This is a genomic window from Massilia agilis (genome assembly GCF_024756255.1).
In the GTDB taxonomy this organism is placed as follows: domain Bacteria; phylum Pseudomonadota; class Gammaproteobacteria; order Burkholderiales; family Burkholderiaceae_D; genus Telluria; species Telluria agilis.
The window spans coordinates 292,295-315,143 of sequence record NZ_JANUHB010000001.1; the positions used below are offsets into that span (position 1 = coordinate 292,295).

19 protein-coding genes and 2 riboswitches are annotated in these 22,849 nt (G+C 67.1%); of the genes, 9 read left to right on the forward strand and 10 right to left on the reverse strand.

The genetic code is table 11. The features are described 5' to 3' along the window. Positions 1 to 8: 8 nt before the first annotated feature. The 8 genes from NX774_RS01285 to smc all read right to left on the reverse strand — a co-directional run bounded on the left by NX774_RS01285 (position 9) and on the right by smc (position 11,059). Entirely contained in the window at positions 9 to 1,475 is a 1,467-nt protein-coding gene (locus NX774_RS01285) for an ATPase domain-containing protein (RefSeq protein WP_258820346.1), read from the reverse strand. Continuing rightward, positions 1,476 to 1,895 carry a hypothetical protein gene (locus NX774_RS01290; RefSeq protein ID WP_258820347.1) on the reverse strand — a complete coding sequence of 140 codons (420 nt, stop codon included), beginning with the start codon at positions 1,893 to 1,895 and terminating at the stop codon, positions 1,476 to 1,478. Positions 1,896 to 2,009: 114 nt separating this feature from the next. Beyond that, a complete protein-coding gene (locus NX774_RS01295) occupies positions 2,010 to 2,501 on the reverse strand; it encodes a hypothetical protein (RefSeq protein WP_307731082.1) in 492 nt (163 codons plus the stop codon). Beyond that, positions 2,498 to 3,034: a peptide deformylase gene (gene def, locus NX774_RS01300; RefSeq protein ID WP_258820348.1), complete on the reverse strand. Its 537-nt coding sequence runs from the start codon at positions 3,032 to 3,034 to the stop codon at positions 2,498 to 2,500. The genes NX774_RS01295 and def overlap by 4 nt, the downstream gene beginning before the upstream one ends. Next, entirely contained in the window at positions 3,031 to 3,924 is an 894-nt protein-coding gene (gene galU, locus NX774_RS01305; RefSeq protein WP_258820349.1) for a UTP--glucose-1-phosphate uridylyltransferase GalU, read from the reverse strand. Before galU ends, def begins: the two co-directional genes overlap by 4 nt. 127 nt (positions 3,925 to 4,051) lie before the next feature. Then, positions 4,052 to 6,403 carry an NAD-dependent DNA ligase LigA gene (gene ligA / locus NX774_RS01310; RefSeq protein WP_502572649.1) on the reverse strand — a complete coding sequence of 784 codons (2,352 nt, stop codon included), beginning with the start codon at positions 6,401 to 6,403 and terminating at the stop codon, positions 4,052 to 4,054. Positions 6,404 to 6,413: 10 nt separating this feature from the next. Next, complete coding sequence (locus NX774_RS01315; RefSeq protein ID WP_258820350.1) at positions 6,414 to 7,538, reverse strand: cell division protein ZipA C-terminal FtsZ-binding domain-containing protein; 1,125 nt, start codon at positions 7,536 to 7,538, stop codon at positions 6,414 to 6,416. Next, complete coding sequence (gene smc, locus NX774_RS01320; RefSeq protein WP_258820351.1) at positions 7,535 to 11,059, reverse strand: chromosome segregation protein SMC; 3,525 nt, start codon at positions 11,057 to 11,059, stop codon at positions 7,535 to 7,537. The genes NX774_RS01315 and smc overlap by 4 nt, the downstream gene beginning before the upstream one ends. A gap of 308 nt (positions 11,060 to 11,367) precedes the next feature. On the opposite strand from smc, the gene NX774_RS01325 reads away from it, so the two are divergent. Together NX774_RS01325 and NX774_RS01330 are read left to right on the forward strand one after the other, a co-directional pair. Further along, a complete protein-coding gene (locus NX774_RS01325) occupies positions 11,368 to 12,756 on the forward strand; it encodes a methyl-accepting chemotaxis protein (RefSeq protein WP_307731083.1) in 1,389 nt (462 codons plus the stop codon). 193 nt (positions 12,757 to 12,949) lie between these two features. Continuing rightward, positions 12,950 to 13,264 carry a hypothetical protein gene (locus NX774_RS01330; protein ID WP_258820352.1) on the forward strand — a complete coding sequence of 105 codons (315 nt, stop codon included), beginning with the start codon at positions 12,950 to 12,952 and terminating at the stop codon, positions 13,262 to 13,264. Positions 13,265 to 13,396: 132 nt separating this feature from the next. Here NX774_RS01330 and NX774_RS01335 read toward each other — a convergent pair whose 3' ends face one another. Then, complete coding sequence (locus NX774_RS01335; RefSeq protein ID WP_258820353.1) at positions 13,397 to 13,957, reverse strand: ATP-dependent Clp protease proteolytic subunit; 561 nt, start codon at positions 13,955 to 13,957, stop codon at positions 13,397 to 13,399. A 149-nt stretch (positions 13,958 to 14,106) separates the two neighbouring features. After that, positions 14,107 to 14,192, forward strand: a riboswitch (glycine riboswitch). A gap of 18 nt (positions 14,193 to 14,210) precedes the next feature. Beyond that, positions 14,211 to 14,307, forward strand: a riboswitch (glycine riboswitch). Between the two features lie 65 nt (positions 14,308 to 14,372). Between NX774_RS01335 and gcvT the strand changes: the two genes are divergently transcribed. The 3 genes from gcvT (at position 14,373) to gcvP (ending at position 19,030) form a co-directional block, all read left to right on the forward strand. Continuing rightward, positions 14,373 to 15,491 (forward strand): glycine cleavage system aminomethyltransferase GcvT, encoded by a 1,119-nt coding sequence (gcvT, locus tag NX774_RS01340; RefSeq protein ID WP_258820354.1) that lies wholly within the window; start codon positions 14,373 to 14,375, stop codon positions 15,489 to 15,491. 63 nt (positions 15,492 to 15,554) lie between these two features. Next, positions 15,555 to 15,938, forward strand: a complete 384-nt coding sequence (gcvH, locus tag NX774_RS01345; RefSeq protein ID WP_258820355.1) for a glycine cleavage system protein GcvH — start codon at positions 15,555 to 15,557, stop codon at positions 15,936 to 15,938. Between the two features lie 200 nt (positions 15,939 to 16,138). Next, positions 16,139 to 19,030, forward strand: a complete 2,892-nt coding sequence (gene gcvP / locus NX774_RS01350; RefSeq protein ID WP_258820356.1) for an aminomethyl-transferring glycine dehydrogenase — start codon at positions 16,139 to 16,141, stop codon at positions 19,028 to 19,030. A gap of 130 nt (positions 19,031 to 19,160) precedes the next feature. Here gcvP and NX774_RS01355 read toward each other — a convergent pair whose 3' ends face one another. Then, the gene (locus tag NX774_RS01355; RefSeq protein WP_258820357.1) at positions 19,161 to 20,834 is read right to left on the reverse strand and encodes a methyl-accepting chemotaxis protein; all 1,674 of its coding nucleotides are present in this window, start codon (positions 20,832 to 20,834) and stop codon (positions 19,161 to 19,163) included. Positions 20,835 to 21,021: 187 nt separating this feature from the next. Here NX774_RS01355 and NX774_RS01360 point away from each other — a divergent pair, with 187 nt between their 5' ends. From NX774_RS01360 to NX774_RS01375, 4 genes are all read left to right on the forward strand, one after another. Beyond that, entirely contained in the window at positions 21,022 to 21,366 is a 345-nt protein-coding gene (locus NX774_RS01360) for a DUF6677 family protein (protein ID WP_258820358.1), read from the forward strand. 41 nt (positions 21,367 to 21,407) lie between these two features. Beyond that, positions 21,408 to 21,821 (forward strand): cupin domain-containing protein, encoded by a 414-nt coding sequence (locus tag NX774_RS01365; RefSeq protein ID WP_258820359.1) that lies wholly within the window; start codon positions 21,408 to 21,410, stop codon positions 21,819 to 21,821. A gap of 89 nt (positions 21,822 to 21,910) precedes the next feature. Then, on the forward strand, positions 21,911 to 22,333 hold the full coding sequence (locus NX774_RS01370) for a cupin domain-containing protein (protein WP_258820360.1): 423 nt from the start codon (positions 21,911 to 21,913) through the stop codon (positions 22,331 to 22,333). A gap of 13 nt (positions 22,334 to 22,346) precedes the next feature. Continuing rightward, positions 22,347 to 22,826 (forward strand): SgcJ/EcaC family oxidoreductase, encoded by a 480-nt coding sequence (locus tag NX774_RS01375; RefSeq protein WP_258820361.1) that lies wholly within the window; start codon positions 22,347 to 22,349, stop codon positions 22,824 to 22,826. The last annotated feature ends 23 nt before the right edge of the window (positions 22,827 to 22,849 follow it).

Genomic DNA, 22,849 nt, shown 5'->3' on the forward strand with positions numbered 1-22,849 from the left:
GCCTTCTCTCAATGGCCGTCGCCGGTCCTGGTTGGCGAGCCTGACAGCAGCCCGGTGTAGCCAGGGCGCACGCCGATCTCGATGCCCTGGTCGGTGATGCGGTATTCGCGCAGCTCGTTGCTGTGCGCGCTGCCGCGCACCTTGACCACCGAGATGAGCTTGCACAAGCGCCCCTCCACTTCCGCGTAGCGCATGGCGATCACCGCATCGGTGAGGAACGAGATGTCGTCGAACGAAAAACGCAGGTCGGTAAAGCGGTCTTCCAGGCCGACCGTGACGATCGCGGTCACGCCGCCCTTGGCCAGCGAGGCCAGCACACGGAACACGGCGCGCCGGAAGTCGCCGCGCACCTCGGGCGCCAGGTACAGCCCGAACTCGGACAGCGAATCGATCACCACGCGCGTGGCGCCGGTCTCGGCAATGGCGCAGACCAGGTCGTCGAGCAGTTCCTCCACCGTGAGGTCGAGCGAACGGCTCTCGATCACGCGCACCTGCCCCGCCTGGACCATGTCCGCCAGCTGTGCATTGCGCAAGCGGGCGGTTCCCTTTTCAAACAACATGGCCACGCCCTTCTCGCCCTGGCGCACGCCCTCCTGCAGGAAGCGCGTGCCAAGGATGGTCTTGCCGGTCCCGGTCGGACCGACCACCAGCGCGCTGTGCCCCTGCGGCAGGCCGCCGCACAGCAGCTGGTCGAGGTCCGGCACCCCGGTCGAGATGCGGCGCACCTCGCGCTCGATGGGGCTGCCTGCCACGCGGTCGTCGGCCAGCGGCGGCAGCAGGCGCGGATAGATGCGCAAGCCGTCGTCGGTGATCCGCAGCGGATGCCAGCCAGCCATGTGGGCCTGGCCGCGCATCTTCACCACACGGATCTTGCGCACCACGGAATTCTGCTCCTGCCACTGCGCCAGCGCGATCATGCCGTCGGCCACCGTCATGATCGGGTTGGCCTCGGCATCGGACTGGCTGTATTCCCCGATCAGGAAGGTGGTGGCCTGCCAGCTCGTCATGCGCGTGCCCAGCTCCTGGACGAAAGCCTGCAGGTCGGCCACGCCCTCCAGGCCGCCCTTGGCAGTCTGCACCACCGAGCGGAACGAGTCCACGAACACCAGCGACGGCGAAAAATCCTCCACCTCCTTCATGATCCGCTCCAGCACGCCGGAGAAGTCGCCTGCGCGCAGGTCCTCGGCCAGGTTGACGTAGCGGATCGAGCTGCCGACCTTGTCCAGGTCAAAGAAGCCGAACTGCTGCTGGTAGCGCAGCATCTTGAGCGGCGGCTCACCGAGCACGGTGAAGAACAGCGCGCGGCAGTTTGGCCCGGCCAGCGAGAACATGATCTGGTGTGCCAGCGTGGTCTTGCCGCAGCCGGGCGAGCCCGCGATCAGGTTGAACGAGAACTCGATCAGTCCCCCGCCGAGCAGCAGATCGAGACCGGGCACGCCTGTGTTCAACGTTCGCAGCATTACTTTATCGGTCATTTACTTCTGCTCCTGTGCATTCTGCTCACCCGTGCCTGGCGCAGCCGAGTGTAAAAGGCGGATCGTCAACGCTTGGCCAATGAGGTCGGCGAGCAGCCGGGTGAAAGTGTCGAGTAGGGCCATATTGGCCGCGCGCGCCTGCTCGGCGCTCACGCTGGCCAGCCGCTCGCCCAGCGCCGTGAGCAGCGCCTCGATCGTTTTGAACGAGGGAATGGCGATCCACTCGAAGCGCGCCGATACGAGCCGTGCAGCCCTGCCGAACAGGGCGCAGAAGCCGCTCTCCCCGATGAGCGGGCAGAGGTTGCGCGCCAGGCGCGACCACGGTTGCAGCAGCGAGCCTGTGCCATCGCGGGCGCCCGCGCCGCAGCTCGCCGTCATTGCAACGAGCAGTTGCTGCCGCTTGTCGTCGTGTTTATCCATGCATGGGGAAAGAATAGGTGGTACCGCCGGGCAGCCACAGGCCACACAGTCGGGCGATTATAGCCCGATTGTTATGCTTGAACGACAAAAAAGAAACAATTTACATTGAAAGGCTTACCACAGCCTCAGCTTGAGCTGCACCGAAATGCCGCCGTAGAGCCGGTCCTTGTAGCTGGGGACAAAGCCGACGTTCACGCCAAAGCGCTGGTACTCGACGGTCGCCGTGGGCACCGCGGCCGGGAACCAGCCGCCATCGCGCATGTGCGGATAGCCATTGAAGGCCGCCAGCGCCGCGCCCAGACGCACCGGGCCCACCGCCAGCGGCTGCCAGATCACGCCCGCATAGCTCGACCAGGCGCGATCGCTGTTGTAGAAGCGGCCCACCGCCGCCGAGGCCGTGCCCCCGAAGCGATACTCGGCGCCCAGCCCGCGGTTGGCGCCGTTCAGGTCCTTGTCGCGGTTGAAGTGCCCGGTGAGAAAACCGCTGTCGAGCCAGAACTCGCTCTTCGGTTCGGGCTCGATGGCGGTGAACAGGTCGCCCGCATGTGCCAGCGGGGCCAGGATGCACAGCAAGGCGGCCGCGCCGCGCTCAAGCAATCGCTTCAATCGTCGTCTCCTGGCGCCTGGTCGGGGAACAGCACTTCGGTAAAGCCGAAGCGGGAAAAGTCCTTGATCCGCATCGGGTACAGGATGCCCAGCAGGTGGTCCACCTCGTGCTGTACGACGCGCGCGTGAAAGCCCTCGGCATCGCGGCTGATCCAGTTGCCGTGCTGGTCGAAGCCTTCGTAATGCAGCCGCGTGTAGCGCGGCACGCTGCCGCGCAGGCCGGGCACCGACAGGCAGCCCTCGAAGCCCTCTTCCATCTCGTCCGACAGCGGCCGCAGCACCGGGTTGATCAGCACCGTCTCGGGCACCTCGGGCGCATCGGGATAGCGCTGGTTGTGCTTGAACCCGAAGATCACCAGCTGCAGGTTGATGCCGATCTGCGGCGCGGCCAGCCCGGCCCCATTGGCCGCGTGCATGGTCTCGAACATGTCGGCGACCAGCGCGTGCAGTTCGGGCGTGCCGAACCTGGCGACCTTGTCGGACACGCGCGTCAGGCGCGGGTCGCCCATCTTCAGGATCTCGCGGACAGTCATGGCCGGCCCTGCTCCTTTTGCAGCTGGTCGAGGAAGGCCCGGAAGCCCTCGGCGGTCTCCGGGTGCTTGAGACCGATGGCGGCGGTCGCCTTCAGGTATCCGAGCTTGGAGCCGCAATCATACCGCTGTCCGGCGTAGCGGTAGGCCAGCACGCGCTCCTGCGCCATCAGCGCGGCGATGCCATCGGTGAGCTGGATTTCGCCGCCGGCGCCACGGCCCAGGTGCTCCAGGTGATTGAAGATCGCGCCCGACAGCACGTAGCGGCCCACCACCGCCAGCGTGGATGGCGCCAGCTCCGGCTGCGGCTTTTCGACGATGCCCGACACCACTTCGAGGTCGGGACGATAGGCCGACGCGCTGACGATGCCGTACTGGCGCGTGTGCTCGCGCGGCACGTCCTGCACGGCCAGCAGGCTGCTGCGCTCGTATTCGTACAGCTCGGTCATCTGCGCCAGCACGGGCTTGTTGCCGGCGTCGGTATCCATGAAATCGTCCGCCAGCAGCACCGCAAACGGTTCGTTGCCCACCACCGGGCGCGCGCACAGCACCGCGTGCCCCAGGCCCAGCGGCTCGGACTGGCGGATGTAGATGCAGGTGATGTTCTTGGGGATCACGCCGCGCACCACCTCGAGCAGCGCCTGCTTGCCGTGCGCCTCCAGCTCGGACTCGAGCTCGTAGGCCTTGTCGAAATGGTCTTCGATGGCGCGCTTGTTACGGCCGGTGATGAAGATCATCTCGGTGATGCCGGCCGCAACCGCCTCCTCGACCGCATACTGGATCAGGGGCTTGTCCACGATCGGCAGCATTTCCTTCGGCTGCGCCTTGGTGGCGGGCAGAAAGCGGCTGCCCAGGCCGGCGACCGGGAATACGGCCTTCCTGATTGTCGTCATCGTTGTTGTCCTGTATTCGCTCGTAGGGTGGGCAGATTTCTGCCCACGCGTTCAATCGCTGCATGCGTCGCGGGCGCGAATGCCGTAGCTGAACGCGTGGGCAGGAAAACCTGCCCACCCTACAAAATTATGTTCCATCACTCCCAGCGAGCATGGCGCGCAGCGCGTCTTCGTCGAGCACCGGCACGCCGAGCTGCTCGGCCTTGGCGAGCTTGCTGCCCGCCTCCGCGCCGGCGACCACAAAGCTGGTCTTCTTCGACACCGAGCCGGACACCTTGCCGCCCGCCGCCTCGATCATGGCGCCGGCTTCGTCGCGCGACAGGGTCGGCAGCGTCCCGGTGAGCACAAAGGTCTTGCCCGCCAGCGGCCCCTCGTCGCCCGCCGCCGCTTGCAGCGGCAATTGGGCAAGCAGTTCGCGCCGCAGCCCGGCTGTCGCCTGCAGCACCTGGCGGTTGCCCGGGGTGGCCATCCAGAGCTCGAGCGATTCGACCAGCGCATCGGGCAGGCCGAACACGCTGAAGATCTTCAGGTGCGCAAGATCGTCCAGCGTACGCCCGTCCTGCAGCAGCTGGCGCGCGCGCGGTTCGGTCATCTTGGGAATGTCCAGGGCCGCCAGCAGCGTGACCTCGTCCAGGCGCTCGCGCAGCTGCGCCTTCGGCGGGTGCTCGCCCTGCGGCTGCACGCCCGCCTCGAGCAGCGCGTCGAGCGCCTGCTGGTTCTTCGGTTCGGCAAAAAAGTCGGCAATCGCCTCGGCCACGGTGCCGCCGATGTCCGGCAGCACCCGCAGCAGCGCGGCCGGCGCGCGCCGCACCAGCGCGAGGCTCCCCAGCCAGTCGGCCAGGGTCTTGGCGGTGGACTCGCCGACGTGGCGGATGCCCAGCGCGAACAGCAGGCGCTCGAGCGGCGGGCGCTTGCTGGCCTCGATCGCGGCCAGCAGGTTGTCCGCCCACTTGGTCGCGATCTTGCCCTGCTTGACCGTCTCGGGCGTGGTGCCGTCCCGCTCGTCGGCGGCGCGCTTCATGGCCAGCAGGTCGTCCAGCGTCAGGCGGTACAGGTCGGCCACGCCGTGAATCAGCTCGCACTCGACCAGGCTGTCGATGTAGCGGTCGCCCAGGCCTTCGATGTCCATCATGCGGCGGCCGGCAAAGTGGCGGATCGCTTCCTTGCGCTGCGCCGCGCAGGTCAGCCCGCCCGAGCAGCGCGCCACCGCCTCGCCCTCTTCACGCACCACGTGCGAACCGCACACCGGGCACGCCTTCGGCAAGGCATAGACCGCCGGCGCCGGGTGCGGACGGCGTTCCAGCACCACCGAGAGCACCTCGGGGATCACGTCGCCGGCGCGGCGCACCACCACCGTGTCGCCCACGCGCACGTCCTTGCGGCGCACCTCGTCCTCGTTGTGCAAGGTGGCGTTGGTCACGGTCACGCCGCCGACCGACACCGGCACCAGCCGCGCCACCGGCGTGATCGCGCCGGTGCGGCCCACCTGCACGTCGATCGCCTGCACCACCGTCAGCGCCTCTTCGGCCGGGAACTTGTGGGCCAGCGCAAAGCGCGGCGCGCGCGACACGAAGCCGAGCCGGGCCTGGTCGGCCAGGCTGTTCACCTTGTACACGACGCCATCGATCTCGTAGGGCAGCGACTTGCGCTTTTCACCGATCGCGCGGTAGTAGCCGAGCAGCCCTTCGCAGCCATCGACCACGGCGCGCTCCTTCGACACCGGCAGGCCGAGTTGCTCGAACCAGTCCAGCACCGCCGAGTGCGACTGCGGCATGCCGGCGCCTTCGAGCACGCCGATGCCATAGGCGAAGAAGCGCAGGCTGCGCTGGGCCGTCACGCGCGGGTCGAGCTGGCGCAGGCTGCCGGCAGCGGCGTTGCGCGGATTGGCGAATTCCTTCTGGCCGGCGTCGCGCTGGCGCTGGTTCAGGCGTTCGAAGTCCTGCTTGAACATCAGGACCTCGCCGCGCACTTCGAGCACGTCGGGCACGCCGGCGCCGTGCAGGCGCAGCGGGATCACCTTCACGGTGCGGATATTGGCAGTGACGTCTTCGCCGGTGTAGCCGTCGCCGCGGGTGGCGGCCTGCACCAGCACCCCATCCTCGTAACGCAGGCTGATCGCCAGGCCGTCGAACTTCAGTTCGGCCGCATACGCAACCTGGGCCCGGCCCAGGCCCTCGCGCACCCGGCGGTCGAAGTTGTCGATATCCTCGTCCGAAAAGCCGTTGTTCAGCGAGAGCATCGGCAGCGCATGCGTCACCTGGGAAAATTCCGGGATCGGCGCCGCGCCCACGCGCGAGGTCGGGGTGTCGACCGACACCGCGTCCGGATGCTTCGCTTCCAGCTCCTGCAGTTCGCGGAACAGGCGGTCGTACTCGGCGTCGGGAATCGTCGGCGCGTCGAGCACATGGTAGTTGTAGATGTGGCGGTTCAGCTCCTCGACCAGCCACGCCATGCGCTTCTTGTCGTCTTCCTTGTGCACGCCAGCTTCCTCAGCTGAACAGGCGCAGCGCGCGCGTCGAACCGGCCGGGATGTCGGCCGCTTCCATCTCCTGGTAGAACTCCTGCACCTGCCCGCTGATCTCGTCCAGCGCCGGATCGAGCAGCGGCTGGTCGTAGTCGTCCACGATGGTCGCGTCCAGGCGCTGCACCAGCGCCTTGGCACACGCCACCATCTTGCCGAAGCCGTCGCGGGCCGGGGCCACGCAGGGCACGTCCAGCAGCAGGGTGAGCTTGGACGTGGTGTCCGAGCCGAGGGTGACGTTGGTGGACAGCGTGAACAGCACGCCGCCGTCGCCGTCCGGCATCGCAAAGCGGCCGTCGGGGCGCACGTCGAAGCCCTGGTTCTCGAGTGCCCCGATCAGCGTGGCCATCGCCCACGGCGCGCCGTTCGAGCGCAGGTTCACGCCCAGCTGGGCGTCGTGGCCGGCCACGAACTTGTGCAGGTTGCGCGCCTCGCCCACCGCTTCGATCATGTCAGGCAGCTCGGGCTCGGCGCCGATCTCGTCGGCCAGCGGGCGCAGGCGCGTGACCAGCTCGGAGTATTCGAGTTCGTTGAGCGACGTGGTGCGGGTGGCCATTTGCACGCCGGCCTGCAGCTTGGTGTACACGCCGCCGTGCACGATCGGCTCCCAGTCGCCGTTCACGTGCAGGCCGATGAAGTGCACCGGCTTGTTGCCGATGCGGCGCAGCTTTTGCAGCACCGGCAGCAGCTTGTCGCCGCGTGCCGGCAGCTCCAGCGCGAGCGGGATCAGGCAGTCGATCAGCGGGTCCACCAGGCTTTCGGCCAGTTCGGCCGGGGGCGTATCGGGCGCCGCGCCAGGCAGGTGCACCGGCGCCGCCGGAGCGTCCGCCGCCGCCTCGTCGGCGATGCCGGTGGTTCCCAGCGAAGGCTCGAGCACCACGCCCTCGCCTGCCGGGGCCACGCCCAGGTCGAGCACCGGCTCCTGGCGCGCCATTGGCGTGCCGTCCGCGCGCATCAGCACGTCGTCGTGATCGGACGAGAACGCCCGCTCGACGCTCTTCCTGGCCTTGTACTCCTGCCATTTGTTGTAGCTAATGACGCCAACGACGAACACGCCGCCAGCCGCGATCAGGCTCATTTGAAAATCAGTCATGCTGCTTGTGCCTCTTGTGCGAAGTTCGCGGCGGACTCCATGTCCACCGCCACGATGCGCGATACACCTTGTTCCTGCATCGTCACACCAATCAATTGGTTGGCCATCTCCATCGCGATCTTGTTGTGCGAGATGAAGAGGAACTGGGTCTGGTCCGACATGCGCTTGACCATGCGACAGAAGCGCTCGGTATTGGCATCGTCGAGCGGCGCGTCCACCTCGTCGAGCAGGCAGAACGGCGCCGGGTTCAGGCGGAACATCGAGAACACCAGTGCGGTCGCGGTCAGCGCCTTCTCGCCGCCGGACAGCAGGTGGATGGTGGCGTTCTTCTTGCCCGGCGGCTGGGCCATCACCTGCACGCCGGCGTCCAGGATCTCGTCGCCGGTCATCACCAGCTTGGCCTGGCCGCCGCCGAACAGGATCGGGAACAGCTCGGAGAAGTGCTGGTTGACGCGATCGAAGGTGTCCTGCAGCAGGTCGCGCGTCTCCTTGTCGATGCGCGCGATCGCATCCTCGAGCGTGGTGATGGCCTCCTGCAGGTCGGCGTTCTGCGAGTCGAGGAAGCGCTTGCGCTCGGTGGCCTGGGCCAGTTCGTCGACCGCGGCCAGGTTGACCGCGCCCAGCGCCGAAATGGCATTGGTCAGGCGCGTCACCTCGCCCTGCAGGTAGGACGGCTTCATGTCCGGGTTGAGCTTGTCGGCCAGCTCGGCCTCGACGGCGCCGGTTGCGGCCAGCGCCTCGGCAAACTGCTCCTGGTTCAGGCGCGCGGCCTGCTCCTTGAGCTGCATTTCGGTGATCTTGTCGCGCTGCGGCTGCAGGCTGCGTTCGGCCGCCATGCGCGATTCTTCGGCCTGGCGCAGCTGCTGCGTGATCTGGTCCAGTTCGTGGCGCGCGTCGGACAAGGCCTTTTCCTGCTGCGTGCGGCGCTCCAGCAGTTCCTGCAAGCCCTCGTTGGCGCTGCCCGATTCGAGCGCCGCCAGCTCCGCTTTGCCCGACTCGATGCTGGCGGCGACCTGCGCGGCCTGCTGGCCGGCGGTGGCGATGTTGCGCCGCAGTTCCTCGATGCGGCTGCGTTGCGAGCGCTCGGCGAACGCGGCCTCCTGCGCGCTGCGTTCGAGCTCGCGCAGCTTGTCGCGCGCGTCGCTCAGCGCCTGCTCCTTCTGCAGGAACTCGGTCTGGCGGTCCTCGTGCGCGCCCTGCAGCTCGGCCAGCTCCATGTCGAGCTGTTCGAACTCGGCTTCGGCCTCGGCCTGGACCTGCTTCTGCTGTGCCTCGTGCGCCGCGATCTCGGCCAGGTCGGCGTCGATCTGCGTGCTGCGCTGGTTAAAGCGCGCCTCGATCTCGCTTTGCTTGACCACGTCGATCTGCAGCGCGTGCACCTGCTGGGTCAGGCCACTGACCTTCGCGCGCGCTTCCTGCAGGCGGCGCGACAGGTCGGCCACGGCCGCGTCGGCGCGCACGGCGCGCGCGCGCGCCTCGTCCGCCAGCAGCACCTGCGCGCGCAGCTGGCGCGAGATGTTGTCGATTTCGTGCTGGCGGCCGAGCATGCCGTCCTGCTCCGCGTCGGCGGCATAAAAGCGCACGCTCGACTGCGTGATGACGTGGCCCTGGCGCGTGACAAAGCACGCGCCGGCCGGCAGCTGGGAACGCGCGGCGAAAGCGGCAGCCGCATCGTCGGCCAAGAACACATTGTGCAGCCAGTCGTTGAGCAGGCCGCGCAGGCCCGGGTCGTTCAGCTTGAGCAGGCCGGCAAAGGGCTTGAGCCCCGGCACCTGCGCCGCTTGCGGCCCGGCGGGCAGCGGCGCATACAAGGCAAGGCGCGCGGGCGGCGCGTCGCTGAAAAAGGCCTTGGCCCAGTCGATGTTGGACATTTCGAGCGCGCCGGTGCGCTCGCGCAGGATCGATTCGAGCGCGGTCTCCCAGCCGTCCTCGATCTGCAGCTTTTGCCACAGCTTGGGCAGCTTGTCGAGCTCGTGCTTCTGCAGCCACGGCTGCACCTTGCCCTGGGTTTGCACGCGCTCCTGCAGCTGCTTGAGGGCGGACAGGCGCGCTTCCAGCTGCGCATTGGCCGCGGTCTCTTGCTGCGCTGCCTTGTGGGAGGCCGCGCGCTCTTCCTCGACGCGGTGCTGCTGCTCGGCCGCTTCCTCCAGCAGCATGGCCTGTTCTTCCAGCGCCTGCTGCTTTTCCTCCAGCTGCATGCGCAGGTTTTCCAGGTGCGCGCTGTCGGGCAGGTTCAGCCCGTTCTTTTCCTGCTGCAGGCGCTCGCGCCGAGCGGCCAGGTTGGCCAGGATGTTCGAGGCGTTGCGCTGGTGCGCCGACGACAGCTCGATGCGCTGCTGCAGCTGCATGATGCGCTCGCGCGACTCCTTGGTCTTGTCCTGCGCCGCGCGCCACACCGCGTCCAGTTCGGGCAGGCGCTCGTTGTGCACCTCCACCGCGATCTGGGCGCCTTCCGCGCGCGCGGCCAGTTCCTCCAGGCGCATCTCTGCCTCTTCCAGCTGCTCCTGGAACTCCTGGCCCTGCGCCAGCCACTGGTCGCGCTGCGCGGCCAGGGTGCCGAGCTGGTTTTGCAGGCGCGTGCGCGATTCGATCACGTACTTGATCTGCGCTTCCAGGCTGCCGATTTCGGAATTGGTCTGGTACAGCGCGCCCTGCGCCTGGTGCAGGCGGTCGCCCACCGCGTAGTGGGCCTGGCGCATCTGCTCCAGCTCCAGCTCGACGTGGCGCAGCTTGGCCGTCTGCTCTTCCAGCGCGGTCTGGGCCGCCTCGACCTCGCCGAAATAGCGCTTCTGCTCGGCCTGCGCTTCGTTCTTGCGCAGCAGCCAGAGCAGCTTTTGTTTTTCTTCCTGGTCGGCCTGCAGCTGGTGGAAACGGTTGGCCACCGCAGCCTGCGCCTCGAGCTTTTCCAGGTTGGCGTTCAGCTCACGCAGGATATCCTCGACCCGCGTCAGGTTCTCGCGCGTGTCCGCGAGGCGGTTCTCGGTCTCGCGCCGGCGCTCCTTGTATTTCGAGACGCCGGCCGCCTCTTCGAGGAACACGCGCAGCTCTTCCGGGCGCGACTCGATGATACGGGCGATCATGCCCTGGCCAATGATGGCGTAGGCGCGCGGCCCCAGGCCGGTGCCCAGGAAGATGTCCTGGATGTCGCGCCGGCGCACCGGCTGGCCGTTGATGAAATACGAAGAGGTGCCGTCGCGCGTGAGCGTGCGCTTGACCGCGATCTCGGCATACTGGCCCCACTGGCCGGACGCCTTGCCGGCGCTGTTGTCGAACACCAGCTCGACGGAGGCGCGCCCGGCCGGCTTGCGGTGGGTGGAGCCGTTGAAGATCACGTCCTGCATCGACTCGCCGCGCAGCTCGGAAGCCTTCGATTCGCCCAGCACCCAGCGCACGGCGTCGATGATGTTCGACTTGCCGCATCCGTTCGGTCCGACCACGCCAACCAGCTGGCCTGGTACCTGGAAATTGGTCGGATCGACGAATGACTTAAATCCCGACAATTTAATGGAGGATAGTCGCACGTTGTCTAAGGCAGCCTGGGAATCGTTAAAAGACCTATCATACCATCTGTTGCTTGCTCTTCGGCCAAGTACAGAGGGGCACAGCCGCCCTTGACTGGCCCGTTCGAACGACCCATTAGACCGGCCCGCTGCCGCCGTCTGCCCGCCCGGTCGAACACCAAAGCGAACCGGACTATACCTGAGGCGGCCGATTTGCCCAAGCGCGCGTTCCCCGGCTTGCCAGCCACCGTATTGACTAGCCGCAATGGCCAGAAGTCGCGTTTCCTTAACATAACATGGTCCCCTCCTCGACCTGAAGGAAACCTGCGATGACATCGATCCGCAAAATTGACAACAAAATAATGATCTGCGGTGGCGTACTGCTCGCGTTCAGCCTGGGCGCCGTGCTCTCGGCCTGGCTGGCCGCGCAGCTTGCCAATATCGGGGATCTTGGGCTGCAAGCGGGCCGCGCGAGCGCCGCGGCGCAAGCGCGGGACCAGCTACATGCCGACATCTTCGGCATCCAGGCCTACGCAGCCGTTGCGATCGGCCTTGGGCTGGTGGCCAGTACCCTCCTCGGGCTGTGGATCGCGGCCCAGGTTGCCCATCCCCTGCGCGAAGCAGCCCGGTATGCGGGGCGGCTTGCCAGCGGCGAGCTCGGCGGCGCGCTGAAAACCGACCAGGGCGGCGACGCCGGCACGCTGCTGCGCCACCTGCTGCAGCTGAACGACAAGCTGGCCGCGATGATGCAAGAGCTGCGCACCGGCGCCGAATCGCTGGTGCGCGGCACGGGCGAGATCGCCCACGGCAGCATGGACCTGTCGGCGCGCACCGAGCAGCAGGCCTCGTCGCTCGAGGAAACCGCTTCGTCGATGGAAGAGCTGACCGCGACCGTCAGGCAGAACGCCGACCACGCCCACCAGGCCAGCAAGCTGGCCGTGTCGGCATCGGAAGTGGCGGTCAAGGGCGGCGCGGTGGTGTCGGAAGTGGTCGGCACCATGGCCTCGATCAACGAATCGTCCAAGCGCATCGCGGAGATCATCGGCGTGATCGACGGCATCGCCTTCCAGACCAACATCCTCGCGCTCAACGCGGCGGTCGAGGCGGCGCGCGCCGGCGAGCAGGGACGCGGATTTGCCGTGGTGGCCTCGGAAGTGCGCAGCCTGGCGCAGCGCTCGGCGGCGGCGGCCAAGGAGATCAAGGAACTGATCGACGACTCGGTGGAAAAGGTCAACGCCGGCACGGAGCTGGCGGACAAGGCCGGCAACACGATGAACGAGGTGGTCGCCAGCGTCAAGCGCGTGACCGACATCATCGGCGAGATCGCCGACGCCAGCGCCGAGCAGACCAGCGGCATCGACCAGGTCAACCAGGCCATCACCGCGATGGACCACGCGACCCAGCAGAACGCCGCGCTGGTCGAGCAATCGGCCGCCGCTGCCGCATCCATGCGCGAACAGGCCGACGCACTGACCCGGCTGGTGACGGCCTTCGGCGGCCCGGCCGCGCCGGAGCGCACCAGGCTCCCCGTCCCGGCCACGCAAGCCGCCCCTGCAGGCGCACAGGCGCCGGTCAAGCAGGCGCCGGCCCGCCCGAGGCCCGCCGATGCCGCCGATGCCAGCGCGCGGCCGCGTCCGGCCCGTAGCGCCGCGCCGCGGCGCCGGGCCAACGGCGCGGCCCCGGCCGCCGTCCAGGAATCGGATTGGGAAGAGTTTTAATATTCCTGTTATCAATTGCCTCGAATAATGAGTGTGTGATCGATAGAGAATGTCCTACACGGGCTCAAGAAATGATCCGATACCGATTTAACGGCTCGGCTCGCATCATTTCATCACCGAAAACTGCTGGCGATATATTTTCTCCGGCAGAAATTGGCGAGTAAGACATTTTCCATTTTTGAAAGGAATGATCATGAACTCGAACAGCAAAGGCACCCAGGGCGGTACTCACGAGCAGCACGTGGAAGCCGGCCGCCAGAGCCACAAGAATGACGGCAACCGTCAGTCGGCTTCCTCGGGCTCCGGCTCGGGCTCGGGCATGCGCGGTGGCACCCGCGAGCAGCACGCCGAGGCTGGTCGCCAGAGCCACAAGAACGACGGCAACAGCCAGTCGGGCTCGGGCGGCTCGAAATCGGGCAGCGGCTCGGGCTCGGGCATGCGCGGCGGTACCCGCGAGCAGCATGCGGAAGCCGGCCGTCAAAGCCACAAGAACGACAACAAGCGTTAAGCTGGTCGTTACTTAACAAAAAGCCCGTCGAATTTTCGGCGGGCTTTTTTTATGATGTTGATTTCCGGGTTAATTGAACAATAAAAAACTCGGCGGCAATAGCGCGAATTATTTGGCAAAAAGGAAAAGCGCTCAGATATTACGCAGCACCGCTCCTTTTGGCGGCGCAAAATCCATGATGTCATCCACCATCCCGGCAATTTTCGCGTCCCGCGAATTGAGGTGCAGGTCAGAATACTGGTGGATACCCCACTGCTCGGGCGTGAGCTCGATGTGCTTGCGCAGGATCGATTCGGTGCGCGCATCGTCGGCGCGCAGGCCCTCGACGATGATGTTGAGCGCATCCGGCCGCGAACCGGGCGAGGCCGTGGCGTGCGACTTGTGCACCATGAAGCGCGCCGTTTCGCTGCAGTAGCGGCGCGTGCCCGCCAGGTACGTGATCACGGCAATCGACGCCACGGCGCCGCCGTTGTACATGACGAACTCGATCGGCGAATTGGCCAGGAAGTTATACAGGCACAGCCCGTCGCTGACATAGCCGCCGTTGGACTGCACCAAAATGTGCGCCCGTTCGATGCCATCCTCGGTCATCATCGCCACCGCCTCGAACACCCGGTGCACCATGTCGCTGTTGACGTCGCCGGACAGCGTGTACCAGCCTTCCTTGCATTGCTTTGCTTGCTCTTCGCTCATCATTTTCCCTGCTCGAAAAGTGTTAGACGGTAGTTTAACAAACGACGTCCCGATGCCGGTTTTGCCCGTCCTCATTCGTGCGCTGGTACTGACCTCCCGGCAACTCGGCTTTCCGAGTTGACAGTAGGGTCTTGCTGGCATATCCTCCACAGTCTTGACCGGGAGAGGGTCGCGCACGCGGCCGCCGAAGGGGCATCACCCAAAAACTCTCAGGCAAAAGGACCGGTCAAGGGACGGCGGCGCAGCGCGCGGCCGGCTTAACTCTGGAGAGCGGCCGCGAACGCGGCCCACCGAAGGGGCAGGCGGCGCACAGCCGCTATCTCTCAGGTACCAAGGACAGAGGGGCGCGAAGGCACGCGGGCCGCATCACGCGGTGTGTCGTGCATGTACCCTATTCACCTGCCCTGAGGATTCCATGACGCTCAAAGCGACCCCGCTCAATTCCGTACACCGCGCCGCCGGCGCCAAGATGGTCGACTTCGGCGGCTGGGACATGCCGGTCAACTACGGTTCGCAGATCGAAGAGCACAACGCGGTGCGTCTTGACGCGGGCATGTTCGACGTGTCGCACATGTGCGTGGTGGACATCAAGGGCGCCAACGTGCGCGCCTTCCTGCGCGGCCTGTTGGCCAACAACGTGGATAAGCTGCAGGTGCCGGGCAAGGCACTGTACTCGTGCATGCTCAACCCGCAGGGCTTCGTCATCGACGACCTGATCGTGTACTACTTCAGCGAGGACTGGTTCCGCCTCGTCGTGAACGCCGGCACCGCCGAGAAGGACGTCGCCTGGATCACCAAGCAAAACGCCGAGACGGGCAGCGGCCTGACCATCACCCAGCGCCGCGACGGCAATGACCCGATCGCGCTGGTTGCGGTGCAGGGCCCGAACGCCCGCGCCAAGGTGTGGGAAGTGCTGCCGGCGACCAAAGCCCCGTCCGAGCCGCTCAAGCCCTTCAACGCGGTCATCGTCAAGGACACGCAGTTTGGTGAAGTGATGGTGGCGCGCACCGGCTACACCGGCGAAGATGGCTTCGAGCTCGGCGTATCGAGCACGCAGGTCGAGGCGCTGTGGAACGCGCTGGCCGCCGCCGGCATCAAGCCCGCTGGCCTGGGCGCGCGCGACACGCTGCGCCTGGAAGCCGGCATGAACCTGTACGGCCAGGACATGGACGAAACCGTCAACCCGCTGGACGCGGGCCTGGCCTGGACCATCGACCTGGTCTCCGAGCGCGACTTCATCGGCAAGGCCGCGCTGCAGCAGATGGGCCAGCGCGCCAACTTCGTCGGCCTGATCCTGCGCGAAAAAGGCGGCATCCTGCGCGCCCACCAGAAAGTGGTGGCAGCCTCGGGCAACGCGGGCGAGATCACCAGCGGCACCTTCAGCCCGACCATGCAGCAGGCAATCGCGCTGGCGCGCGTGCCGCTGGACGTGAACGTCGGCGACACGGTGCACGTCGAGATCCGCGACAAGAAGCTGGCCGCCTCGGTGGTCAAGCTGCCGTTCGTCCGCAACGGCAAGATCCTGGCCGCCTGATTTGCCCGGCCCGAAGAACAAACAATTTATACTTTTGCGACACCTAACAACCAGGAGCCACACATGAACATCCCAGCCGACCTGAAATACACCGAGTCCCACGAGTGGGTACGCGTCGAATCCGACGGCACCCTCACCGTCGGCATCACCGAGTACGCGCAGGACGCGCTGGGCGACATCGTGTTCGTCGAGCTGCCGGCGATCGGCAAGTCGTTCACCGCCGGTGACGACGCTGCCGTGGTCGAGTCGGTCAAGGCCGCAAGCGACATCTACGCCCCGGTGTCGGGCACCGTCACCGCCGTCAACCAGTCAGCCGCCGACGCGCCGGATTCGATCAACGCCGACGCCTACGCCGCCTGGCTGTTCAAGCTCAAGCCCGCCGACGCAAATGCCGTCAACGGCCTGCTCGACGCGGCAGCGTACGGCAAAGTGACCGAGAACCATTAATGAACACCACCGGCGCCGCGATGGCGCCGGTGCCGTTTTAGCAGCACCATCGAGCTTTAGCACGTCGTCCCCGCGCAGGCGGGGATCCATAGACCGATTGCGCCGTCAGACATTCGACCGCCGCAGGCCAGCGACCTCAGCATTTGGGTCCCCGCCTGCGCGGGGACGACGGCCCAAGATTTTCGTTATCTCCGCCTATCATGACCCGCACCAGCCTGACCCAACTTGAAGCCCGCGACAGCTTCATCCCGCGCCACCTCGGCCCGTCCGACACCGAACAGGCAGCCATGCTGTCGACCCTTGGCTACGCCTCGCGCGCTGCGCTGATCGATGCCATCGTCCCGGCCAACATCCGCAAGAAGAGCGAGCTGGCGCTGGGCCAGTTCCTCGAGCCGATGCCGGAAGAAGCGGCGCTGGCCAAGCTGCGCGGCCTGGCCGACAAGAACAAGGTCATGAAGTCGGTCATCGGCCAGGGCTACTACGGCACCCATACGCCGACGGTCATCCTGCGCAACATCTTTGAAAACCCGGCCTGGTACACCGCCTACACCCCGTACCAGCCCGAAATCTCGCAAGGCCGCCTGGAAGCGATCCTGAACTTCCAGCAGGTGATCACCGACATGACCGGCATGGGCATCGCCAACGCCTCGATGCTCGATGAAGGCACCGCCGCCGCCGAAGCGATGACGCTGATCCAGCGCGTGGGCAAGTCGGCATCGAAGGTGTTCTACGTGGCCGACGACGTGCTGCCGCAGACCCTGGAAGTGGTCCAGACCCGCGCCCGGCCGCTGGGCGTGGAAGTGAAAACGGTCGCCGCCGACAAGGTGGGCGAGGTGGACAACTGCTTCGGCGTGCTGCTGCAGTACCCGGGCGTGAACGGCGAAGTGCGCGACTACAGCGCCGCTGTCGAAAAGCTGCATGCCGCCGGCGCAATGGTGGTGGTGGCTGCCGACCTGCTGGCCCTGGCCGTGCTCACGCCGCCGGGCGAATGGGGCGCCGACGTGGTGGTCGGTAACAGCCAGCGCTTCGGCGTGCCGCTCGGTTTCGGCGGCCCGCACGCCGGCTACATGGCAACCAAGGACGAATACAAGCGCAGCATGCCGGGCCGCCTGGTGGGCGTGACCGTGGACGCGCAGGGCAACCAGGCCTACCGCCTGGCGCTGCAAACCCGCGAGCAGCACATCCGCCGCGAAAAGGCCACCTCGAACATCTGCACCGCGCAGGTGCTGCTGGCCGTGATGGCCTCGATGTACGCCGTGTACCACGGCCCGCAAGGCCTGCAGCGCATCGCACGCCGCGTGCATCGCCAAACCGCCATCCTGGCCGCCGCCCTGTCGCAGCTGGGCTACCAGTTCGCCAACGGCAGCTTCTTCGACACCCTGACCGTCAAGACCGACCGCGCCGCCGAGCTGCACGCCACCGCGATCGAGCACGGCTTCAACCTGCGCCGTGTCGATGCCGGCCACGTCGGCGTGTCGATCGACGAGACCATCACCCGCGACGACATCGCCGCGCTCTACACGGTGTTCGCGGCCGGCGTGGCCAACGCCCCGGCGCTGGACATCGACGCGCTCGACGCCAAGGTGGCCGACCAGTTCCCGGGCCAGCTCGCGCGCGCCAGCGCCTACCTGCAGCACCCGACCTTCCACCGCTACCACTCCGAGACCGAGATGCTGCGCTACCTGCGCTCGCTGGCGGACAAGGACCTGGCGCTGGACCGCACCATGATCCCGCTGGGCTCGTGCACGATGAAGCTGAACGCGACCTCCGAGATGATCCCGGTGACCTGGCCGGAGTTCTCGAACATCCACCCGTTCGCGCCAAACGACCAGACCGTGGGCTACCGCGAGATGATCGGCCAGCTCGAAGACATGCTGTGCGCCGCCACCGGCTACGCCGCCGTGTCGCTGCAGCCGAACGCCGGCTCGCAGGGCGAATACGCGGGCCTCTTGGTCATCAAGAAGTACCACGAGTCGCGCGGCGAAGGCCATCGCAACATCTGCCTGATCCCGTCGTCGGCGCACGGCACCAACCCGGCATCGGCTGCCATGGCCGGCATGCAGGTGGTGGTGACCGCGTGCGACGCCAACGGCAACGTCGACCTGGCCGACCTGAAGGCCAAGGCAGAACAACACAGCGCCAACCTGGCATGCGTGATGGTGACCTACCCGTCCACCCACGGCGTGTTCGAGGAAGGCATCCAGGAACTGTGCGACATCGTCCATTCGCATGGCGGCCAGGTGTACATCGACGGCGCGAACATGAATGCGCTGGTCGGCGTGGCGGCCCCGGGTTCGTTCGGCGGTGACGTCAGCCACCTGAACCTGCACAAGACCTTCTGCATCCCGCACGGCGGCGGCGGCCCGGGCGTGGGCCCGATCGGCGTGGGCGCGCACCTGGCGCAGTTCCTGCCGAACCACCGCTCGACCGGCTACGCGCGCAACGAGGACGGCATCGGCGCGGTGAGCGCGGCGGCCTACGGCTCGGCGTCGATCCTGCCGATCTCGTGGATGTACATCGCGATGATGGGCGGCGCCGGCCTGACCGCGGCCACCGAAGTGGCGATCCTGAACGCCAACTACGTCGCGCGCCGCCTGGCGCCGCACTACCCGGTGCTGTACACCGGCCACGACGGCCTGGTGGCGCACGAGTGCATCATCGACCTGCGCCCGCTGCAGGACAAGACCGGCATCAGCAACGAGGACGTGGCCAAGCGCCTGATGGACTTCGGCTTCCACGCCCCGACCATGAGCTTCCCGGTGCCGGGCACCCTGATGATCGAGCCGACCGAGTCGGAATCGAAGGCGGAGCTGGACCGCTTCATCGAGGCGATGATCACGATCCACGCCGAGATCACCAAGGTCGAGCGCGGCGAGTACGACAAGATGGACAACCCGCTCAAGGGCGCGCCGCACACCGCCGAGGTCATCACGGCCGACGAGTGGAAGCATGCCTACAGCCGCGAGGCGGCGGCGTTCCCGGTGGCGTCGCTGCGCAAGCAGAAGTACTGGCCGTCGGTCGGCCGTGCCGACAACGTGTACGGCGACCGCAACCTGTTCTGCGGCTGCGCGCCGATCAGCGACTACGAGTAAGTAGTTAGCCAAAAAACCGTCGTCCCGGCGAATCCTCGGCGGCCCCGCCGTGACCCATGCTGAGCGTGTACTCACGCGGCGTATGGGTCCCGGCTTTCGCCGGGACGACGTTGTTTTGGGGTCGCGGTCTTTAATCGCGGCGCGAAGCAAGCCGCAAATGCGGATGCCCCGGCGTGCGCCGCCGGTTGTGGACCACCGGCGGCGGCTCATCCTCGTCCGTGCTGCCGGCGGCGGCGCCCTTCTCCTCCAGCGCCTCGTCGAGCCGGAACGCCGACACCGCCTTCGACAAGGTCAGCGCCTGCATCTGCAGCGTGCGCGCGGCCGCCGCCGCTTCCTCGACCAGCGCCGAGTTCCGCTGCGTCATCTGGTCCATCTGCACGATCGCCTGGTTCACCTCCGACAGCCCGCTGGCCTGCTCCACGCTCGCGCTGCTGATCTGGCTGATGATGGTGCCCACCTGCTGCACCGAGCTGGCGATGTGCGCCATCCGGTGGCTGGCCTCGGCCGCCCACGCGGTGCCGCCCTCGATCTGCGCCACCGACTGCACCGCCAGCGCGCGGATCTCGTGCGCCGCCGCGCTGGCGCGCAGCGACAGCTGGCGCACGTCGCTGGCCACCTGCGCGAAGCCATGCCCGTGCTCGCCCGCGCGCGCCGCCTCCACCGCCGCGTTCAGCGCCAGCGTCCCGGTCTCGTTGGCGATTTCGTCGATCGCGCCCACCAGCTCGGCCACCCGGCGCGAGCTGCCCTTGACCGATTCCATCGTGTGCATCAGCTGGTCCACCACGCTGCCGCCCTGCTGCGCCACCGTCGAGGCGTTTTCCACCAGCCGGTTGGCAGTCTGCGCGCTGTCCGCCGTCAGGTTCACCGTGGCCGCCAGCTCCTGCATCGAGGACGCCGCCTGCTCCAGCGAGGTAGCACGGAACACCGCGCGGGTCGACAGGTTCAGGTCGCCCAGCGCGATGTTGCGCGAGGCCGACCCGATCGTGCGTGCCGACTCCAGGATCGTGCGCAAGGTGCCGTTCAGGTTGCGGATGCTGGCGTCGAGCGTGCGCGAGGTCTGGGCGATCTCGTCGTTGCCGTACACGCGCTGCTTGACCGTCAGGTCGCCGCTGGCCAGGTCGATCGCCGCCGCCCCGATCCCGCGGATCTCCTGCAGCAGCGAGCGCCGCACCGCCATGGTGATCGCCAGCGACAGCGCGATCGACAGCACGATCACGACCGGCATCAGGGTGGAGGTGACACGGTAGTCTTCAGCCGCCTCGGCCGAGGCCTTCTCGGAGAGCTCCTGCTCCATGCGCGACAACTCGGTCAGGCGCTGCGCCACCACGGTGAATGCATCGTCGGCCTTTTGCATGGCATTGGCGCTGATCGACTGGTCGTTTTGCGACATCTCGATCACGTCCTGCACCGCGCGCACGTACAGGCGATGGGCCGCCGCCGCCTGGTCCACGTAGCGCCGCTCGGGGCTGCTGGCCGGGGTCATCTCGGCCAGTCCGGCAAAGCCGCGCTCGAGCGCGCCGTGCTGGCGCTCGATCTGCACCACCAGCGGATCGGTGCGCCGGCGCGGAAAACTGCCGCTGATCCACGACAGCAGCCGGTAGCTGTCCGCATGGGCCTTCTGCGCGGTGGCCACCAGGTCGGACGCGGCGCGCATGTGCACCGCGCGCTGCTGCACAATGGTTTCCAGCGACTGGTTCTGGCGCACCATTGCATAATAGGCGCCACAGGACAGCGCAACGAGCAGCAGCAGCACCGCGCCGGGCGCGAGCAGCAGCTTGGGACCGATCTTCAGGCGCGCGAGCATGGCTTCCTCCACCGTGGCCGGGGCCGCGCATCGCGCCGGCCGCACTGGCGATTGGCCGGGATGTTCATGGCACTGGGCTCGATATCTTGGGCGTAATTTCCAAAGCGCATTGAGCCAATCTACGCTGTCCGGCAAAATGGGAATTTGAGACCGGTCAAACGGCACCGGCATTTGAAAAGGATCATCGATGAACCGCGCGCTCGCCGCCGCCCTGCTGTCCGCCTTCGTGTTTCCGGGTGCCGGCCACCTGTACCTGCGCCGGCCGCGCCGCGCCGGGCTGTTCCTCGTGCCGGCGCTGCTGGCCGCCGCCGTCTATGTGGACGACATCACCACGCAGGCTTCGCGCATGGTCGACCAGATTTTGGCCGGCACGCTCGCGCCCGACCCTGCCGCGATCGCCGCGCGCCTGCACGCACAGGACGGCGGCTCGCCGCTGCTCACGCTCTGCGGTTTCATCCTGGTCGCCGCCTGGATCGGCAGCATCGTCGATGCGTTTGTCGTGGCCCGTCGCGCCACGCCGCCGGCGCGCTAGGATATGCAATGGTTCCGCCCCTCTTTTCGAAAGGACGACCCATGACGTTGCAAAGAGCCACCTTCGCCGGCGCGCTGTGCGCCCTCGGCCTGCTTGCCGCCGCACCCGTTCTGGCCCAGGCCGACGATCCCGCCCCCGCGCTCAAGCGCGTCGAGGTGTTCCGCGACGCCGTCGCCGCACCGGGCCACGAAGCGGTGGTGATGCGGGTCGAACTGGCGCCGGGCAGGCAGGCGGGACGCCACACCCACCCGGGCGACGAGATCAGCTACGTCACCGAGGGCGAAGGCGTGTTGCTGGTCGACGGCGAACCGCCGCGTCACCTCAAGGCGGGCGATGCGTTCGTGATCAAGGCCGGCCGCGTGCACGACGCGCGCAACGACAGCGCCGCACCGATGCATCTGCTGGGCGTGTACGTGGTGGAGAAAGGCAAGCCGCTGGCGACACCAGTCAAGTAACGGCCGGATCGGCCGCACTGCGGTCCGACGCGAGGTCTAAGGAGTGACGCCCCATCCGGCGGAACCCCTTGACTTCGAAAGGAACGACCATGGCCCTGCAACCCTGTTCCAGAGCATTAGCCGGCGCGTTGTGCGCGCTCGGCCTGGGCGCCGCATTGCCGGTGCTGGCCCAATCGCCCGCCGCGCCGCCGCCGGCGCTCAAGCGCACCATCGTCGAGCGCGCCGACGTGGCCCAGCCGGGGCGCGAAGCCGTGGTGGTGAAGGCCGAACTGGCGGCGGGCGGCCACGCCGGGCGGCACACCCATCCGGGTGACGAGATCAGCTACCTCGTCGATGGCGACGGCGCGATCCTGGTCGATGGCGAAGCGCCGCGCAAGCTCAAGCCAGGCGAAGCATTCGTGGTCAAGGCCGGCAAGGTGCACGACCTGCGCAACGACGGCAGCGCGCCGATGCACCTGATCGGGGTGTACGTGGTGGAGAAAGGCAAGCCGCTGGCCACGCCGGCCAAATAGGAGGTCAACTGCCATGAAGCCACTGACTGCCATCGCCAGCGTCTTGCTCGCCGGCTGCGCCGTAAGTATCGGCTCCCCGAATGGACAGCAGCCCACCCAGGCACAAACCTGCAAGCCGACGTCCGAGCAAGAAATTGCGGCCCTGTTCGACCGCTGGAACCAGTCGCTGCAGACGGGCGACCCGCGCCAGGTGGCCGCCAACTACGCCGAGCAATCGATCCTGCTTGCCACGGTCTCGGCCCGGCCGCGTCTTACCACCGCCGACCGGGAGGATTACTTCAAGCACTTCCTCGAGAACGGCCCGTCCGGCAAGATCGATTTGCGGCGCGTCTACCTTGGCTGCAACTCGGCCGTGGACGCCGGGCTGTACACGTTCACCTTCGCGCGCACCGGCGCGGTCGTGCACGCGCGCTATACCTACACCTACCGCTGGGATGGTGCCAGGTGGCTGATCACCACCCACCACTCGTCCGCGCTGCCGGCGGAAAAGTAAGTGGCACAAAGCGGGCCGGATCG